The following is a 16771-nucleotide window of genomic DNA, read 5'->3' on the forward strand; positions in this document are numbered from 1 at the left end:
TGCTGCGAACCCACCTCGCCACACCCCCCCGTGTCAGTGCGGGTGCGTGACGTCTCCAGCGCATGCGCAGCCGCCGTCGGACAACCCCTGCAGGATTCCACAGGCTTCAGCGGCTCGCCCATCGGAACAGGTTTCACGCAGAACGCACAAGTGGCGCTTTAGAACCGTCAGCGCGTCGATACGCCGCTCGACTTCCTCGATGTGCTTGTCTAGGAGGGTGTTCACCGCGCCGCAATCCTCGTCTGGTCGCTCGCGGTAGCGCAGGAGCGTCCGCACGTCGTTCAGCGGCATGTCCAGCGACCGGCAGTGGAGGATGAACTGCAGTTGCTCGATGTGCCGCTCGCCATACAGCCGGAAGTTGCCCGAGCTGCGGTCCGGCGGGAGCAAGAGGCCCTCGCGCTCGTAATACCGGATGGTTTGAACCGAGCAGGCTGTGCGCTTGGCTAGCTCGCCAATCTGAATGCTCATGATGTCGGACAGGGAGATCTTGACTCTATAGTAACTATAGAGTGTGTACTTGAGTCCGATCCATTTCAAGCGACAAGGAGATGCTGTGAGTGATTGCGGCTCCAAGGGATGCGGTTGTGCTGCCGCCAACATGGTGACGCCGGCGGACGGCGATACGGCGGCTGTCGACCTGAAACGATCTCGCTACCGGATCGACAACATGGACTGCCCGACGGAAGAAGCGCTCATTCGCAATAAGCTGGCGGCGCTGCCGGGCGTGGTCAACCTTGAGTTCAACCTGATGCAGCGTTCGCTGGCCGTCCAGCACCGGCTGCCATCCCCGGCGCCGATCGACCAGGCGCTCTCAGCTATCGGCATGCGGGCGGTTCGCGCGGATGAAAGCCCCGCCGGGCAGAGCACGGTCCTGACCATTCGTCAGATGGACTGCCCGACAGAAGAAACGCTGATTCGCGGCAAGCTGACGGGTATGCCCGGCGTGTCAGGCATGCAGTTCAATCTCGTACAGCGCACACTCGCCGTTCAGCACGCTGCGGACGCGCTACCGCAAGTGCTGGCTGCCATTCAATCGCTCGGTTTCGATGCCGAGGTCCGTGACACCTCTGCTGCCGCACCCGCTCACGTCCAGGATGCTGCGCCCACCAAATGGTGGCTGCTTGCCATTGCCGGTGCGAACGCCGTGCTGGCAGAAGTGGTCTACTGGCTCAACGGCGGCAATCACTGGGTGGTGGTGATCCTGGCGCTGGCCGCGATCCTGACCGGCGGGCTGTCCACTTACAAGAAAGGCTGGATCGCACTCAAGAACCGCAACCTGAACATGAATGCCCTCATGTCGATTGCGGTCACGGGCGCGATGGTGATCGGCCACTGGCCAGAAGCGGCGATGGTGATGGTCTTGTTCGCGCTGGCGGAAGTCATCGAAGCCCGCTCGCTTGACCGCGCTCGCAACGCGATTCGTGGTCTGATGGATCTCGCGCCCGAGACCGCCACGGTTCAGCGTAGCGATGGGAGTTGGTCCGACGTTGATGCCAAGACCGTTGCGGTTGGCAGCCGGGTGCGGGTCAAGCCGGGCGAGCGTATCGCGCTCGATGGCTCGGTCCTGCAGGGGCGCTCCTCCGTCAATCAAGCGCCGATCACGGGCGAGAGCCTGCCGGTCGAGAAGGCTGAAGGCGACCCGGTGTTCGCCGGCACCATCAATGAGTCCGGGTCGTTCGAGTACCGTGTCACCGCGGCGGCAAGCGACTCCACGCTGGCGCGCATCATCCACGCTGTGGAGGCCGCTCAAGGCAGTCGTGCACCTACGCAGCGTTTCGTTGACCAGTTCGCCCGGTTGTACACGCCCATCGTGTTTGCGGTCGCGCTGCTGGTGGCGATTTTCCCGCCGCTCCTATTCGGTGCCTCCTGGTTGGATTGGATCTACAAGGCCTTGGTGCTGCTGGTGATCGCCTGCCCCTGTGCCCTCGTGATCTCGACGCCGGTGAGCATTGTCAGCGGTCTGGCCGCCGCCGCGCGGCGCGGCATCCTCATCAAGGGCGGGGCCTATCTCGAGGAAGGCCGCAAGCTGAAATGGTTGGCGCTGGACAAGACCGGCACCATCACACATGGCAAGCCGGCGCAGACCGACGTCGTGGCTTGGAGCGGTGCGGACACTTCGGCCGCCGAGAGGCTCGCCGCCAGTCTGGCGGTTCGCTCCGACCACCCAGTCTCCCAGGCGGTGGCCCGCGCGGCGCGGGACCAAGGTCGAGCCCTGCGCGACGTTACCGACTTTGCGGCCTTGCCCGGGCGTGGCGTACGGGGTTATATCGACGGTGCGCTCTATCACCTGGGCAACCATCGCCTGGTCGAGGAACTCGCGGTGTGCTCGCCGGCGCTGGAAGCCAACCTTGCCGCGCTTGAAACTCAGGGCAAAACGGTCGTGATGCTGATCGGTCCGGACGGCGTACGCGCGCTGTTCGGTGTGGCCGACACCGTCAAGGACAGCAGTCGCCAAGCGATCAAGGACTTGCATGCGCTGGGCATCAAAACCCTGATGTTGAGCGGAGACAACCCGCATACCGCAGAGGCGATCGCTCAGCAGGTCGGTATCGACGAAGCTCGGGGCAACCTGCTGCCGGAAGACAAGCAGCGCGAAATCGAGCAGCTATCCGCACAGGGGACCATCGGCATGGTCGGCGATGGCATCAACGACGCGCCTGCATTGGCCCGGGCCGATATCGGTTTCGCGATGGGGGCCGCCGGGACGGACACGGCGATCGAAACGGCCGACGTCGCGCTGATGGACGACGATCTGCGCAAGCTCCCGGCCTTTGTGCGGCTGTCCCGGTCTACGGCGGGTGTTCTGAAGCAGAACATTGCGCTGGCGCTCGGCATCAAAGCCGTATTCCTGGTGCTGACCTTTACCGGCCAGGCCACCATGTGGATGGCGGTGTTTGCCGACATGGGCGCCAGCCTGCTGGTGGTCGGCAATGGGCTGAGGTTGCTGCGCAAATGACTGGGAAGTTCCAACCAGCGACAACCGTGACACCGCAAAAGCTTCTGGAAGGACCTCTTTGATTGCGCCATGGTCATGCTTCATTCATCACGAACAGACGAGTGGCCGCGCTGGCTGTTGCTGGCGGGGCTGATCGCGCTGTTCGATCAAGCCGTCAAGCTCGGCGTGGCAGTCTTCATACCGCTCGGCACGCGTTTGGAGATCGCACCGTTCTTCAATCTCGTGCATGTGCGCAATCCTGGCGCGGCGTTCAGCTTTCTGGCCGGGGCCGGCGGTTGGCAACGATATTTCTTGATCGCACTCGCCTTCGCCGCATCTGCGTGGTTGATCTGGATGCTCCGCCGCAAGTTGCCTCGATTGGAATCTGTGTCCTATGCGCTGATTCTCGCGGGCGCTCTCGGCAATGCAGCGGACCGGATGGGGCGTGGGCAGGTCGTCGATTATCTGGACTTCTATTGGCGAGCGTGGCACTGGCCCGCGTTCAACTTGGCTGATGTAGCGATTTCACTTGGCGTGATCTGTCTCTTGGGGGCCACCAGGACGCAAAGTCGGTGCGCCCGGTCGGGCGCCGAGTCAAGTTGAACGATACCAAGTACTACCCTTTACACCCGTGCTTCAATTTTAGATTACCGCTAAGCCACACAGATGAACTTGCTACAGATTCTTGTCCTTGCCGTCATTCAAGGGGCAGCCGAACTCCTGCCGGTATCTAGCTCGGCCCATGTCATTGCGGCCGAGAAGCTGATGGGGCTGGATCCAACGGCGCCTCAAATGACGCTTTTGCTGGTCATGCTGCATACCGGCACGATGTTCGCGGTCATTGCCTATTTCTGGAAATCGTGGCGCACCACCTATTTCAGTTCAGGGCAGGCATTTCGCACTAACGCCCTGTGCATACTGGTTGCAACGCTCGCAACCGGTATCGTGGGGGTGGCGCTGCTGCAATTCATTAAGCACGTAGTGGTAGCTGATTCATCGAATTTCGAGATCGAACATCTGTTTGGCAACTCGCGTCTGATAGCCGCTGCCTTGGCTGCAGCCGGCCTGTTGATCATTGTGTCTTCCCGTCTCCAGGATCGGGGGATCGATAACCTCACCCTGCGCCAATCGGCATGGATTGGCGCCGTGCAGGGGCTGTGTCTTCCATTTCGCGGTTTCTCTCGTTCGGGAGCCACTATCTCGACCGGGCTTGCCTTAGGTGTGACGCGGCGGCGTGCCGAAGAGTTTAGCTTTGCGTTGGCCGTAGTATTAACCCCAGCAGTGATCGCCAAAGAAGCGTATCGACTCTACAAAGAATACGCAGCTACCACCACAGCAATGCACTCGGATGGACTCTTGCACCTCATGGGGCCAAGCATGATCGGCATGGCGCTGAGCTTCTTGGCAGGTTTGGTTGCGCTGCGGTGGCTGTCACGCTGGCTGGAGCAAGGCCGATGGCATTTCTTCGGCTGTTACTGCTTGTTGGCTTCGCTGTTGGTACTGTGGATTGGCTAACCACGTTTGTCATGTGCTTCTGCCGAATTGGAGCTTTTTCAGAAGGCTTCGATATTCGGCCTTTCGCTATAGCGAGGTCAGCCGGTTGAGTGATGTGAATCGACGCTCCATGTTACTTCGACGCGCCATTGTCATCGGGCCAGCGATGCTGGCCCTCTTGATCGCCATTGGATTCCTCACAGTGGCATGGCAGATTGTCAGTTACGGAGAGCAGTCGTTTAATGCTCCCGTGGATGCGGCTGTTGTTCTTGGCGCTGCAGCATGGGGGAATAGGCCGTCTCCCGTTTATCGGGAGCGGATTAACGAGGCGATTGCACGCTACCAGAACAAGCAGGTGAAATACCTGGTTTTCACCGGCGGGACACCGGGGGCAGGTTATCCCAGCGAAGGCGAGGTCGGCCGCGAGTATGCGATCAAGCACGGTGTTCCACCTGACGCGATCTTGGCGGAGACCACCTCGCGTACGACTTGGCAAAACCTTGTCAATGCAAAGAAATTATTAGACCCACTTGGGATTCGCACGGTTCTGTTGGTCAGCGATCCGCTACATTTGCGAAGAGCAACGGCAATGGCTAACGATCTTGGACTCCAGGCCCTGCCTGGGCCTACGTCCTCTAGCCGTTTCGAATCCTTGACCACTCGAGCGAACTTTCTGTGGCGCGAAATTTGGCTTTATCTCGACTACCTTGTCTTTAAAAAGCCGTCCTGAAAACCCAAATACATCCAGGTACGCCACGCATGACTCAGGGACAGCCACGTTGCTGCGACGGGCCATTGCTTTCCCTGTGGATGCCACGACAAGGCGCTTTCGTGAGCAGCCCACCCGACTGATCCCGCTCAGCCGGGTGGCGCACGACCGTTGGCCCGTACGCCGCCGACGGCTTACTTGCTCCGCAAATCGACGACGGTCGGCTGACCATCGACCGTATCAAAGACCGCCCACACAGCTTGGCCCTCCCTGAAATTCTTCAGCGACGCCTTGTCCTTGACGGAAAACGTCATCGTCATGGCGCCCATGCCGAGGTTGTCGATGGCGCCATGCTTGAGCGTGACCTTGCCGGTGTCGGGGTAGACCTTGCGGACTTCTGCTGAAACGGGCTTGGGTGCTTGCTGAGACTGCGCTGCCGGCTTCATATCCATACCTTCCATCGGCGTGGCGGCAAAGGCTGCGGGGGCGGATGCCAGCATCAGGGCGAATGTAAGAGCGGAAACGTATTTCATCGTGAGACTTCGTCATGAGAGGGTGGTTGGGAAACAGATGTTGTGTCTGGCCGATGGATGTCCGGGTCGCCGCACTCCTGACTCGAGCGCATGCCGCGATTTATGCGACTGGATGCTTCGAAGCGGCCCAGGCTTTACCCAATGGGGGCCGCAGGGCGGTGACTTACTTGCGGCGGCGGCTCGCGGTCTTGCGAGAACGCGTGCGCGCGCGGGCTTGTCCACGCGGATGACCGGTGCCATATCGTCGGCGCAGGTACCAAGCGAATAAACAGATCGCACAAAATGTCAGCGCCACGGCGACCAAGATGGTCACAATGACATTGAGCGGAAGATCGAAGACGGGGGCTCTATTCACAGTGAGTCACACGCATTGCGATTTGCATCGACGGTCGACTGAAAGCCAGGAACGCCTCAGCATCCCTTGCTTCTTCATCATGCAGTTGGCGGGACAGCGTCAGGCCGCTGATGTGTTCCGACCTGTCAGCGCGTTGCGGCCATCGGTGTACGGGTCGCGCGGATCGTTCACCGAGCGTGCGCCGTCGGTGTAGATATCACGCTTGTCTGCGATGTGCGCACCATCGTGGTAGGGGTCTACCTTCTGCGCGGCCATCACCACACCGGAGGTTGCGCCAAGAGACACCAGTACCGTGCTGGCGAGAATGATTTTCTTGATCGTTTGCATGATTTTTCTCCAATCGTGCGGATCTGAGTGGGCTGTGTCGCCATCGCTCAGGATCCCGTGCTTCTCATATCCAGTGATGCGGCGCGAAATGCGCCGGCCCCTGGGATTCCGTTAGCTCACCATGAGTTGATTTAGTGGCCGGCGTATAGGCTGGTGCCATTGGGATAGGCCCAGACGCCCTTGGCGGCAGGAATCTCCGGAAAGAGCGTGCTCAATTCGACCGCGGAGTTGCCCGGCCGCGCGGCAAAGGTCCACGTCGCTGAGCTTGAGCCGAAGTCGAAGCGCACCGTTTCGCCAGCGTGGACGGGAACGGCTTTCATCCCCGGGACGACGGCAACCGTGCGAGAGTTGGCGGACGTTGCCGCCCGCTCGCCGAACAGCGCAGCGTTCGCATTGCTCAGTTGGCCGTCCGACTGATGCATCATTTGCTCGTGCATCTTGTCTCCCGTTGCAGACATCTGCCCCATCATGGCGCAGTGGTCTCGCATCGCCTGATCGGACGCGTCGCCCGCACTCGCAACCCTTTGTTGTTGAGCGGCCTTGCGGGCGCTGTTGATGGCGTCCCAGTTTGGGCCTGCAAAGGCGGATGCACTGAGTGCGGCGAAGGTAATAGTGGAAAGAACTTGGATAGCTTTCATGATTGATCCCGAATGTTGACTGTCAGAGGCGCAGCACCACATGGCGTGCTTTGTTAGCAGCAAGGCGTGCGCGAAGTTTCTGCAATTGGCAGCAAGCAACTGCCGCCATTCGGGGTCAATCAGAGTCGTAGTCTGGCCGTCTGAAGATAGATCGGCGCAGATGCCACCGTGTAGAGCGACAGAGGACGCAACGAATCACTGCGTCCCGATATCTCCGGGCGGGGATAGCGGGCTTCCTGTACCGGTGGCCCATCGCCAACAGGCGGATGGCCTTTGTTGTCGGCCCAGAGGCGCCCGTCGCCAAACGAGTCGGCGCACAGCGCCAACTGGTCGCCGCCGGCATCCAGGCAGCCATCGCGCGACACCAGATTCTGGTGAGCGGGGCCGTACACCGATTCCATCGGGCACACATACCCTGCTACCGCCAGACGGGTGAAGAACAAGCTGGCCAGGACGACACAGCCGGCCAATCGGCGGAGGATCCGGCTTCCGGCTTTCATCGGAGCGCCCCCATTTGCAAACTTGGATCGAGGTTGCGGCCGTGGATGTCAAACCGGACGCACGCATGCCACCGCCTAGCAAAGCCAGCCGGTGTGGGGAGCATGTCCATGGCCTGAGTTCTCACGACGGGGATTCCGGTTTGGTAAACGAAGCGATGATTTCAAGATAAACCTTCCATTCGTGGGAAGGTCAAGGGTTGCGTCGCAAATATCCGAAATCCTGCAGCTCATTGTTCCCGGCCGTCCAAACGGCCGAGGACCTCTAGCGCAGGCAGACAACTGCCATCTCAAGTCAGTGGCTCAACCCTCGCATGTCTGCACGTGTCCGAGCCACTGCGCTCGGGAGGCACTCCCGTTCATGAACGGGAGTGCCTCCCGGTTTTTACTTACGCTGAATATCCACCACGGTCGGTTTGCCGCCAACCTTGTCAAACATCACCGAAACCGACTCGCCTTTCTTAAGGTTTCTCAACGCAGCGCGGTTCTTCACCGGAAACTCCATAGTCATGGCCGGCATGCCGAGATTCTCAATCGCAGCGTGCTTGAGGGTGACTTTGCCCGCCTGCATATCGATCTTCTCTATCTCCGCAGCAACCGGGCTGGGTGCCTGCTTCGATTCGGTCGACGGCTTCATGTCCATTCCATCCATGGTGCCGGCCGCAAACGCTGCCGGTGCGGCAGCGAGCGCAAGCACGATTGCGAAGGTCTTGCTGTGTTTCATGTTGATTCCTCTTGATGTGAGGGTTGGGTGGAAAGCGGTGACGATTCCGTCTGCCGACGGCGGATCAGCAGATACACGGCTGGGACAACGAACAGGGATAGCAACGGCGCAGTGACCATGCCACCGACCATCGGGGCGGCAATGCGCTGCATGATCTCGGACCCGGTGCCATGCGCCCACATGATCGGAATCAGGCCGGCCAGGATGACGGCGACCGTCATGGCCTTCGGGCGCACGCGCAGGACAGCGCCTTCTTGAATCGCTTCCAGTAGTGCTGCTGTGGTGTTCTGGCCGGCCTCCTGCCGTTCCGACCATGCCTGCTTGAGGTAGAGCAACATGATCACACCGAACTCGGCCGCTACGCCGGCCAGCGCAATGAAGCCGACGATCCCGGCCACCGACAAGTTGTAGCCCAGCCCGTACAGCAACCAAAAGCCGCCGATCAGCGCCAGCGGCAGCGTGCCCATGATGAGCAGCGCCTCGTCTATGCGGCCGAACACGAGATACAGCAGCACGAAGATGATCAGCAAGGTGAACGGCACGACGACCTTGAGCTTGGCGCTGGCCCGCTCCAGGTACTCGAACTGACCGGACCAGCTCAGCGCGTAGCCTGCCGGCATCGGCACCGCCTTGGTCACTGCCGCCTGCATGTCCTGCACCGCCGAGCGTAAGTCGCGCCCCCGGATGTCCACATACACCCAGCCGGAGAGGCGCGCGTTCTCGCTGCGCAGCATCGGCGGCCCTTGCACCACCTGGATACGAGCGACGTCAGACAGCGTGATCTGCTGGCCGCGGTCGGTGACGATCGGCAAGCTGCGCAGTTGCTCGACCGAGTCGCGGTAGTCCCGCGGGTAACGCACGTTGATCGGGAAGCGGGCCAGGCCATCGACCACTTCCCCCACGTTGTCTCCACCCACGGCAGACGACACGATGCTCTGCACGTCTTCGATATTGAGGCCATACCGCCCAGCGGCCATTCGGTCGATGTCGACATCGACGTAGCGCCCGCCGGACAGGCGTTCGGCCAGCGCTGACGTGACACCTGGGACGGTCTTAACCGCCGCCTCGATCTGCGTGGTCAGCCGGTCGATTTCCTTCAGGTCCGTGCCTGCCACCTTGATGCCAACCGGGCTCTTGATGCCGGTGGCGAGCATGTCGATGCGGTTGCGGATCGGCGGCACCCAGATGTTGGACAGGCCCGGTACCTTGACCACGCGGTCCAACTCCTCGACCAGCTTGTCGGTCGTCATGCCGGGCCGCCACTGGTCACGCGGCTTGAACTGGATGGTGGTTTCGAACATCTCGATGGGGGCCGGATCGGTGGCGGTGTCGGCGCGGCCTGCCTTGCCGAACACGCTGGCGACCTCAGGGACGGTCTTGATGAGACGGTCGGTCTGCTGCAGGAGTTGAGCCGCCTTGCCTGCCGACAACCCCGGCAGCGCCGATGGCATGTACAGCAGATCGCCTTCATCCAGCGGCGGCATGAACTCGCCGCCGATCCGCATCACCGGCCAAGCGGTTGCGATCAGCAGGACGGCGGCGATCGCTAGGGTGGCTTTGGGATAAGCGAGCACCTTGGCCAGCATCGGCTGGTACAGGCGGATCAGCCATCGGCTGAGCGGGTTGGACTGCTCAGTGGGAATCCGTCCGCGGATCATGTAACCCATCAGCACCGGCACTAGCGTGACCGACAGCCCGGCCGCCGCCGCCATCGAATAGGTCTTGGTGAAGGCCAGCGGCGAGAACAGCCGGCCTTCCTGCGCCTCCAGCGTGAACACCGGGATGAACGACAGCGTGATGATCAGCAGTGAGAAGAACAGCGCCGGACCGACTTCTGCCGCGGATTCGCCGATCACGCTCCAGCGCTCGTGCCCGGTCAGATTCAGGCCGGGATTGTCCGCATGCCAGTGTTCCAGATGCTTGTGCGCGTTCTCGATCATGACCACAGCCGCGTCGACCATCGCACCGACGGCGATGGCGATGCCACCCAGCGACATGATGTTGGCATTGACGCCCTGGTAGCGCATCACCAGGAAGGCGGCCAGCACGCCCAGCGGCAGCGACACGATCGCCACCAGCGCCGAGCGCAAGTGAAACAGGAACACCAGGCACACCAGTGCGACGACGATGAATTCCTCGATCAGCTTGTGCGTCAGGTTTTCTACCGCGCGGTTGATCAACTCGGAGCGATCGTAGGTCGGCACGATCTCGACGCCGGCCGGCAAGCTCTTCTGCAGCGTGGTCAGCTTGGCCTTGACCGCCTCGATCGTCTCCAGCGCGTTCTTGCCGGAGCGCATCACGATGACGCCGCCGGCGACTTCACCCTGACCGTCGAGATCGGCAATGCCACGTCGCATCTCTGGGCCGAGTTGGAGCGTGGCGACGTCGCCTAGTCGCACAGGAATGCCGGCATCGCTGGTCACCAGCGGAATCTGCCGGAAGTCGTCGAGCGTCTTCAGGTAGCCACTGGCACGGACCATGTACTCTGCCTCGCCCAGTTCCAGCACCGAACCACCGGTCTCCTGGTTGGCCGCCTTGAGCGCCGCCAGTACTTTGGCTTGGGACAGGTTGTAGGCGCGTAACCGATCCGGCATGAGGACGACCTGGAACTGCTTGACCATCCCGCCGAGCGAAGCCACCTCGGCCACATTGGGCAGCGACTTGAGCTCGAAGCGCAGGAACCAGTCCTGCAGCGCGCGCAATTGGCTGAGATCGTGTTGGCCGGTCTTGTCCACCAGTGCGTACTCGTAGATCCAGCCCACGCCGGTGGCATCCGGGCCCAGCGCGGGCTTGGCGGCGGCAGGCAGGCGGGATTGCACCTGGTTCAGGTATTCCAGCACGCGCGAGCGTGCCCAATACAGGTCCGTGCCATCCTCGAACAGCACATAGACGAAGGAGTCCCCAAAGAACGAGTAGCCGCGCACCGTCTTGGCACCCGGCACCGACAGCATCGTGGTGGTGAGTGGATAGGTGACCTGGTTCTCGACAATCTGCGGCGCCTGGCCGGGAAACGGTGTGCGGATGATGACCTGCACGTCCGACAGGTCGGGCAGCGCATCGAGGGGCGTGCTGCGCACGGCCCACAATCCCCACGCGGTCAGCATCAGCGTCGCCAGCAGGATCAGGAAGCGGTTGCGGATGGACGCCAGAATCAGCCGGGCAATCATGGCTTGCTCCCCTGATCCGCGCTGGCGGGCGCGACCGAGGACAGGACCGCCATGCCGTCCTTGTCCAGGTGGAAGCGGAACCGCACCCGGTCGCCCGGCTTGAAGCCTTTCGGCAGACCTGTTGGTGGCGCCGCGAAGTCCATCGTCATGGCACCCCACTGGATCGAGGGAATCGGCCCGTGCGAGATCGTCAGGCCCTCACCCGTGACGGCCTCGATCCGGCCGACGCCTTCGTGTTCGGTGGTGGCCGCTGCGGGTGCGGAGGCCGCAGCCGGGGCCGCCATGCGCTCGGTGGTGCCACGCAGGCTGGCTTCCGAATCGATCAGGAATTGGCCGGAGGTGACCACCCTCTGGCCAGCCTTGAGGCCCGCCAGGATTTCGACCATGCCGCCGGCCTCACGCCCGGTCTTGATCTCGGTGGCCACAAAGCCCGCCTGGCCACCATCGACCATGACAATGCTGCGCTGACCGGTACGGATGACGGCCTCCAGCGGGAGGGTCAGCACGTCCTGCTGCTCGCCGCTGTCGAAGCGGACCGTGGCGAACATGCCCGGCAACAGGTGCCGGCCCTTGTTGGGCAGGACGATGCGCACCTTGATGGTCCGCGTCGCCGGGTTGACGTCGGGTAACACGGTGTCGACCTTGCCGACCAGCGGCTCGGCTGCCCCGGTCGGCAGCACCTTGACCGCCAAGCCGGGCGAGATGGTGCGAGCCTGGCCTTCCGGCACCTCGGCAACCACCCAGACCTGGCTCAAGTCGGCCAGGCGGAACAGCGTCATGCCAGAGGAGACCGTCATCCCGTCTCGCACCGCGACCTCGGTCACGATGCCGTCGATGGGGCTTGTGATGCCTACACTGGGCTGCAGCCGTCCGGATGCCTCGACCGCGCTGACCTGACCCGACGTCATGCCGGCTTGCAGCATGCGCGCTTTGGCCGCACCGGCGAGATCGACCTGACCGTGTGCCGACTGGCGCAACACAGCCAGATACTCTTCTTGGGCCGCCACCCAGTCCGGCGAATACAGCGTCACCAGCGCTTGCCCCCGCCGCACGGGGTCGAGGGTCGCCCGGACCGCGACGTGCTGCACGAAAGCGTTCGTGCGCGCCTGGATCACTTGCACGCTGCGCTCGTCGATGGCGATATTGCCGGGCGCCTCCAGCACCGCGCTCAACCGGCCGACTTTGACTTCGGCCGTGCGGATGCCCAGGTTTTGCGCGACACGGCTATCGACCGTGATGCCGTTGGCACCGCCATCCCCCTCTGCGTAGACGGGCACCAGTTGCATGTCCATGAAGGGGGATTTGCCCGGCTTGTCGAAACGCTGCCCGGGCACCATGGGGTCGTGCCAGTACAGCACCTTCTTGCCGGTCTTGGGATCGACGTCGCCGGCCTTGAGACCGGATGCCGGGCTGGCCGGCATCGACGATGGTGCCGACCTGGCACCCTGCGTGACGCCGACGCGGTAGGCGCCATAGATGGCGGTCCCGGCAAGAACGAGTCCCACGGCCGCTGCAATGACCTGTTTTTTCATTTGCGTTCCTTGATGGCGGACTCGGTCTGCGCGGTGGGCAGCGGAACCAGGAAAGTCAGGTCCGCCCACAGCTTGGCCGTCTTGGCTTCCAGCGCGAGCCGCTCCAATTCCGTATCGATGGCGCGGTGATCGGCCTCGGCCACGGCCAGCAGCGATCCGGTATTGGCCCGGTAGGCGGTCAGGGCCGCTTCCGCCTGCATGCTGGCCAGCGGCAGGGTCTTCTCGTCATAGCGCTTGAGCCGCTCGAGATTGCGCTGCAGTTCGGCGAGCTTGGCGCCGATCATGGCCTGGGTATCGCGCCGGAGGATTTCGGACTTGGCACGTGCAGCCTGGGCCTGCGCCAGCTTGGCCGCGACTTCGCGGTCCTGCCGGCTGCCCTGGTCCCAAGGCAGCGGAAAGCTGACGTTCACGGAGCCCATGTTCGAGAATGCGGAGCCGCGCTGGCTATACATCAGCTCGACCGTGACATCCGGCTTCTTTGCTTGCGCAGCGGCCCGGATCTCGCTCTCTGCCAGACCCACCTCGCGCTGCGCGGCGGTAATCTCGGGCACCGCGTCCAACTCGCCGCGCGCCAGTTGCTCGACCGGCTGAGGAATATCGAGGCGCGGGCGCCCGGATAGCGGGCGGCTCGCAGCCGGGCCAACCCAGCGCTCGAGCGCGACGGTGCTGGTCGCCACGGCAGCGCGGTTTTCGTCCAGGCGATCGTGAAGCTTCTGGATTTCCAGCTCCATCGCCAGCACGTCGGCGCGCGTGCCCCGTCCGCTGCGATACGCGGCGGTCGCCGCCTGCAACGCAAGTTCCAGTGGGTGTCCATGGTGGCCCAGCAAGGTCCCCGTCTGCTCGGCATACCAGCGGTCCAGCCATGCGCCGACAGCGTTGCGCTGCACATTGGCCATGCTGACCTCGCGCTGCGCTTCGGCAGCGTCGGCTTCCGCTTCGAAGCGTGCCGCCTTGGCGCGGCGCTTGTCCGCACGCGTGAATTCCTGCATCACGCTGATGGAGCGCATGGTCATGAAATCCCGGCTGACCGAGAACTGGTCCGGGCCATTGACCGGCACGTTGTTGATGCCGAGCTTGAGTACGGGGTCCGGCAACTGGCCGGCGGCGACCGCCATTTGGGTCGCGGCGTCGATGGTGCCGCGCGAGGATTCGGCGTCGCCGGCATGCACGGTGGCAAGCGCAACGGTTTCCTCAACAGAAAGCGGAGGAACAGATTGCGAGGTCGCGGCATGCGACATCGCGATGCCGAAGGCAGGCGCGCAAAGCAACGCCAGCGTCAGGCGACGTGGAAAAAGCATAAAGCCTCCATGAACGACGACAGCTACCCCAGTCTAGAGAGGGCAGCACCGGATGACGTCGATCTGAAGGCTACGTTTGGAAACTGCAGTGAAGAATGGCCAGTGGCGGCGGTGGCGCGCGCGCTGTCACTTGAGCGCGCAGCACGGTGCGGAGATTGGCAAAAGCCACGGTGGCCGGTTCGATGACGCCCGTCAGCACCGGCAAGAATACCGGCAGTTGCGGTGCGACATGGTCGGCGCTCTTGGAGTCAGCCTGGCAGTGAGCCTGGCAAAGCGCGCCGTTGTCCATGTCCTGGCTGCTGCCCTGATCGGTCCCGCTGGCCATGTCGGCGCAGGATTCGGTCGGGGCGGCCTTCATGTTGTCGCTGCCCACTTGGTATCGGCTGCCGGCACAAGCGTACGCCGCCGCTGCCAGTTGGACTGACAGGAAGACCAGCAGGAGGATGCCAGCGAAGAAAGGATGCCGGCGCAGCGTGTGACGCAAGGGTTCTTTGCAGTGGCAGGATTTTCGCAAGGATACCGTGTTTTGCTCGCAATGCAACTGCGCGGAAAACAGGATCAGACGCCCGCATGGGCGTCGGGCAAAAGGACGATTGCGACGTCCTTGACCTTCCCACTTGGGAAGGGTGTAGCGTGAAATCGTGAAGATTTGGGCACGCGCCGGTTCCGTGAAAGATGCCACGAACACCGGATACCGAGGGGCTGTCTGAATTTTTGTGTTCAAGGCTTTTTATTCGGGCTGCCGTTTCAGACGAGCCCGGTGGACATATTACGCGGCCGGTCGTGTAAAGCGCTCCCCATAGGCGATGGCGAACTGGTTCATGGCGTCTTTCCACTGCCTGGCTGCTCGGCCCCAGTCAGCCGTGATGTTGCGCAAGGCCAGCCACAGCAGCTTGGTGGCGGCATCATCGCTGGGAAAGTGCCCCCGCGTCTTGATGATTTTGCGCAGCTGACTGTGCAGGCTCTCGATGGCATTGGTCGTGTAAATCACCTTGCGCACCGCCGGGCTGAACGCAAAAAACGGAATGACGCGCTCCCAGGCCCGGCGCCAGGCCGCCACCACCGTGGGAAACTTCTGCCCCCAGGGACCAGCTTCCAGGGCATCGAGTTGGGCCGCTGCGGCTTCTGCGCTGGGCGCCGTGTAGATGGGCTTGAGCGCCGCTGCCAGCGCCTTGCGGTCCTTCCAGCTGGCATAGTCCAGGCTGTTGCGGATCAAGTGCACGATACAGGTCTGCAGCGTCGTGGTCGGAAACACCGCCCCAAGCGCCTCGGCTATGCCCTTGAGGCCGTCGGTGACGGCAATCAGGATGTCGGCTACACCACGGGTCTTCAGATCGTTGAACACCTTCATCCAGAACTTGGCCCCCTCGGTGTTCTCGATCCACAGGCCCAGGATGTCGCGGGTGCCGTCGGGCAGCACGCCCAGCGCCAGATAGATGGCCTTGTTGCGCACCACGGCATCCTCGCGGATCTTGACCCGCAGACAGTCGAAGAATACGACCGGGTACATCGGCTCCAGCGGGCGTGCCTGCCAGGCGGTGACCTCGGCCATTACCTCATCCGTGACGCAACTGATGAATTCAGGACTGACCTCGGTGCCGTACTGCTCGGCCAGAAAGCCCTGGATCTCACGCACCGTCATGCCCCGCGCGTACATGGCTACGATCTTGTCGTCAAAGCCGGTGAAACGCCGCTCGTGCTTGGGGATCAGGATGGGCTCGAAGGAGCCTGCGCGGTCGCGCGGCACTTCGATGCGCAGCGGCCCGTCCTGAGTCAGCACCGTCTTGGCGGACTTGCCGTTGCGCTGGTTGGCTGCATCCTCGGGGCGGGCGCTGCCGGGCGGGTAGCCCAGGTGGTACGACAGTTCTGCGCCCAGCGCCCGCTCGATCAGCGCTTTCTTCAGCGCCATGGTGGTGGCGTTGATCTGTTCGGCCGTCATCGGCGTGGTGCCGCCGGTCAGTTGTTCAATGAGTTCGTGGGGAATAGACGGCAGCGCCGCCGTGCCGGCTGCCGCCGGTTTCTTCTTGCTTGGCATAGATGCTCCTTTCCAACATGCTATGCCTCAAACACAAAATTCCTGACAGGCTCGATACCGAAGGTGCCATGCGCACAGGAAGCGAGGAGCACGCCATGAATATCGGACAAGCCGCGAGCGTCTCCGGCGTCTCGGCCAAGATGATCCGCTATTACGAGAGTATTGGCCTGGTCGCTTCGGCTACCCGGAGCGAGGGAAACTACCAGATGTATCGTGAAAACGACATCCACACCCTGCGCTTCATTGGGCGTGCGCGGGCATTGGGTTTCTCCACGGCGCAGATTCGGGAGCTGCTCGGGCTGTGGCAAAACAAGCGCCGCGCGAGCGTGGCGGTGAAGGCCATCGCGTTGCAGCGCATTCAGGAACTGGACGCTCGGATTGCCGCGCTCAGCGGCATGCGGGACACCCTGCTGTATCTGGCGCAGCATTGTGATGGCGACGATCGACCTGCTTGTCCGATCCTGGAGGCCATCAGCAGCGCAGCCCCACGGCAATTGCCCGCACCGCAGGCCACAAGGCATTGAGGC

Annotated in this window: 16 protein-coding genes; 5 read left to right on the forward strand and 11 right to left on the reverse strand. The window is 62.6% G+C overall.

Features of this window, described 5'->3' with window-relative positions:
• Positions 1-33 precede the first annotated feature (33 nt).
• Entirely contained in the window at positions 34-468 is a 435-nt protein-coding gene (gene cadR / locus TK49_RS00985; RefSeq protein WP_024979355.1) for a Cd(II)/Pb(II)-responsive transcriptional regulator, read from the reverse strand.
• A gap of 85 nt (positions 469-553) precedes the next feature.
• On the opposite strand from cadR, the gene TK49_RS00990 reads away from it, so the two are divergent.
• From TK49_RS00990 to TK49_RS01005, 4 genes are all read left to right on the forward strand, one after another.
• Entirely contained in the window at positions 554-2956 is a 2403-nt protein-coding gene (locus TK49_RS00990) for a heavy metal translocating P-type ATPase (protein ID WP_024979356.1), read from the forward strand.
• A 69-nt stretch (positions 2957-3025) separates the two neighbouring features.
• On the forward strand, positions 3026-3538 hold the full coding sequence (lspA, locus tag TK49_RS00995) for a signal peptidase II (protein ID WP_064809139.1): 513 nt from the start codon (positions 3026-3028) through the stop codon (positions 3536-3538).
• 63 nt (positions 3539-3601) lie between these two features.
• Positions 3602-4450 carry an undecaprenyl-diphosphate phosphatase gene (locus TK49_RS01000; RefSeq protein ID WP_024979358.1) on the forward strand — a complete coding sequence of 283 codons (849 nt, stop codon included), beginning with the start codon at positions 3602-3604 and terminating at the stop codon, positions 4448-4450.
• Positions 4451-4559: 109 nt separating this feature from the next.
• Complete coding sequence (locus TK49_RS01005) at positions 4560-5159, forward strand: YdcF family protein (RefSeq protein ID WP_037032491.1); 600 nt, start codon at positions 4560-4562, stop codon at positions 5157-5159.
• A 173-nt stretch (positions 5160-5332) separates the two neighbouring features.
• On the opposite strand, the gene TK49_RS01010 is transcribed toward TK49_RS01005, so the two are convergent.
• The 10 genes from TK49_RS01010 to TK49_RS01055 form a co-directional block, all read right to left on the reverse strand.
• Complete coding sequence (locus tag TK49_RS01010) at positions 5333-5671, reverse strand: copper-binding protein (RefSeq protein ID WP_024979360.1); 339 nt, start codon at positions 5669-5671, stop codon at positions 5333-5335.
• Between the two features lie 454 nt (positions 5672-6125).
• Entirely contained in the window at positions 6126-6353 is a 228-nt protein-coding gene (locus tag TK49_RS01015; protein WP_045220190.1) for a hypothetical protein, read from the reverse strand.
• Positions 6354-6484: 131 nt separating this feature from the next.
• Positions 6485-6991, reverse strand: coding sequence for a CzcE family metal-binding protein (locus TK49_RS23705; protein ID WP_052698571.1), 507 nt, complete (start codon positions 6989-6991; stop codon positions 6485-6487).
• Between the two features lie 119 nt (positions 6992-7110).
• The gene (locus tag TK49_RS01025) at positions 7111-7491 is read right to left on the reverse strand and encodes a hypothetical protein (protein ID WP_157773972.1); all 381 of its coding nucleotides are present in this window, start codon (positions 7489-7491) and stop codon (positions 7111-7113) included.
• 382 nt (positions 7492-7873) lie between these two features.
• Positions 7874-8212, reverse strand: coding sequence for a copper-binding protein (locus tag TK49_RS01030; RefSeq protein WP_045220186.1), 339 nt, complete (start codon positions 8210-8212; stop codon positions 7874-7876).
• Positions 8209-11379, reverse strand: coding sequence for an efflux RND transporter permease subunit (locus tag TK49_RS01035; RefSeq protein ID WP_045220184.1), 3171 nt, complete (start codon positions 11377-11379; stop codon positions 8209-8211). The genes TK49_RS01030 and TK49_RS01035 overlap by 4 nt, the downstream gene beginning before the upstream one ends.
• Positions 11376-12911: an efflux RND transporter periplasmic adaptor subunit gene (locus tag TK49_RS01040; RefSeq protein WP_045220182.1), complete on the reverse strand. Its 1536-nt coding sequence runs from the start codon at positions 12909-12911 to the stop codon at positions 11376-11378. The genes TK49_RS01035 and TK49_RS01040 overlap by 4 nt, the downstream gene beginning before the upstream one ends.
• Positions 12908-14209 carry a TolC family protein gene (locus TK49_RS01045; RefSeq protein ID WP_045220180.1) on the reverse strand — a complete coding sequence of 434 codons (1302 nt, stop codon included), beginning with the start codon at positions 14207-14209 and terminating at the stop codon, positions 12908-12910. Before TK49_RS01045 ends, TK49_RS01040 begins: the two co-directional genes overlap by 4 nt.
• Positions 14210-14279: 70 nt before the next feature.
• A complete protein-coding gene (locus tag TK49_RS01050; RefSeq protein ID WP_024979368.1) occupies positions 14280-14693 on the reverse strand; it encodes a hypothetical protein in 414 nt (137 codons plus the stop codon).
• Between the two features lie 285 nt (positions 14694-14978).
• A complete protein-coding gene (locus tag TK49_RS01055) occupies positions 14979-16244 on the reverse strand; it encodes an IS256 family transposase (protein WP_045220114.1) in 1266 nt (421 codons plus the stop codon).
• Positions 16245-16339: 95 nt separating this feature from the next.
• Between TK49_RS01055 and cueR the strand changes: the two genes are divergently transcribed.
• Positions 16340-16768 (forward strand): Cu(I)-responsive transcriptional regulator, encoded by a 429-nt coding sequence (gene cueR, locus TK49_RS01060; RefSeq protein ID WP_045220528.1) that lies wholly within the window; start codon positions 16340-16342, stop codon positions 16766-16768.
• Positions 16769-16771: the final 3 nt, after the last annotated feature.

This window comes from Ralstonia mannitolilytica (assembly GCF_000954135.1).
Lineage (GTDB): Bacteria > Pseudomonadota > Gammaproteobacteria > Burkholderiales > Burkholderiaceae > Ralstonia > Ralstonia mannitolilytica.

Excerpts from the sequence above, each read along its gene's own strand:
- TK49_RS01025 (WP_157773972.1), bottom strand. The coding sequence starts at position 7,491 with ATGAAAGCCGGAAGCCGGATCCTCCGCCGATTGGCCGGCTGTGTCGTC.
- TK49_RS01015 (WP_045220190.1), bottom strand. The coding sequence starts at position 6,353 with ATGCAAACGATCAAGAAAATCATTCTCGCCAGCACGGTACTGGTGTCT.
- TK49_RS01000 (WP_024979358.1), top strand. The coding sequence starts at position 3,602 with ATGAACTTGCTACAGATTCTTGTCCTTGCCGTCATTCAAGGGGCAGCC.
- TK49_RS01010 (WP_024979360.1), bottom strand. The coding sequence starts at position 5,671 with ATGAAATACGTTTCCGCTCTTACATTCGCCCTGATGCTGGCATCCGCC.
- TK49_RS01035 (WP_045220184.1), bottom strand. The coding sequence starts at position 11,379 with ATGATTGCCCGGCTGATTCTGGCGTCCATCCGCAACCGCTTCCTGATC.
- TK49_RS01005 (WP_037032491.1), top strand. The coding sequence starts at position 4,560 with ATGTTACTTCGACGCGCCATTGTCATCGGGCCAGCGATGCTGGCCCTC.
- TK49_RS01045 (WP_045220180.1), bottom strand. The coding sequence starts at position 14,209 with ATGCTTTTTCCACGTCGCCTGACGCTGGCGTTGCTTTGCGCGCCTGCC.
- lspA (WP_064809139.1), top strand. The coding sequence starts at position 3,026 with ATGGTCATGCTTCATTCATCACGAACAGACGAGTGGCCGCGCTGGCTG.
- TK49_RS01055 (WP_045220114.1), bottom strand. The coding sequence starts at position 16,244 with ATGCCAAGCAAGAAGAAACCGGCGGCAGCCGGCACGGCGGCGCTGCCG.
- cueR (WP_045220528.1), top strand. The coding sequence starts at position 16,340 with ATGAATATCGGACAAGCCGCGAGCGTCTCCGGCGTCTCGGCCAAGATG.
- cadR (WP_024979355.1), bottom strand. The coding sequence starts at position 468 with ATGAGCATTCAGATTGGCGAGCTAGCCAAGCGCACAGCCTGCTCGGTT.
- TK49_RS23705 (WP_052698571.1), bottom strand. The coding sequence starts at position 6,991 with ATGAAAGCTATCCAAGTTCTTTCCACTATTACCTTCGCCGCACTCAGT.
- TK49_RS01040 (WP_045220182.1), bottom strand. The coding sequence starts at position 12,911 with ATGAAAAAACAGGTCATTGCAGCGGCCGTGGGACTCGTTCTTGCCGGG.
- TK49_RS01030 (WP_045220186.1), bottom strand. The coding sequence starts at position 8,212 with ATGAAACACAGCAAGACCTTCGCAATCGTGCTTGCGCTCGCTGCCGCA.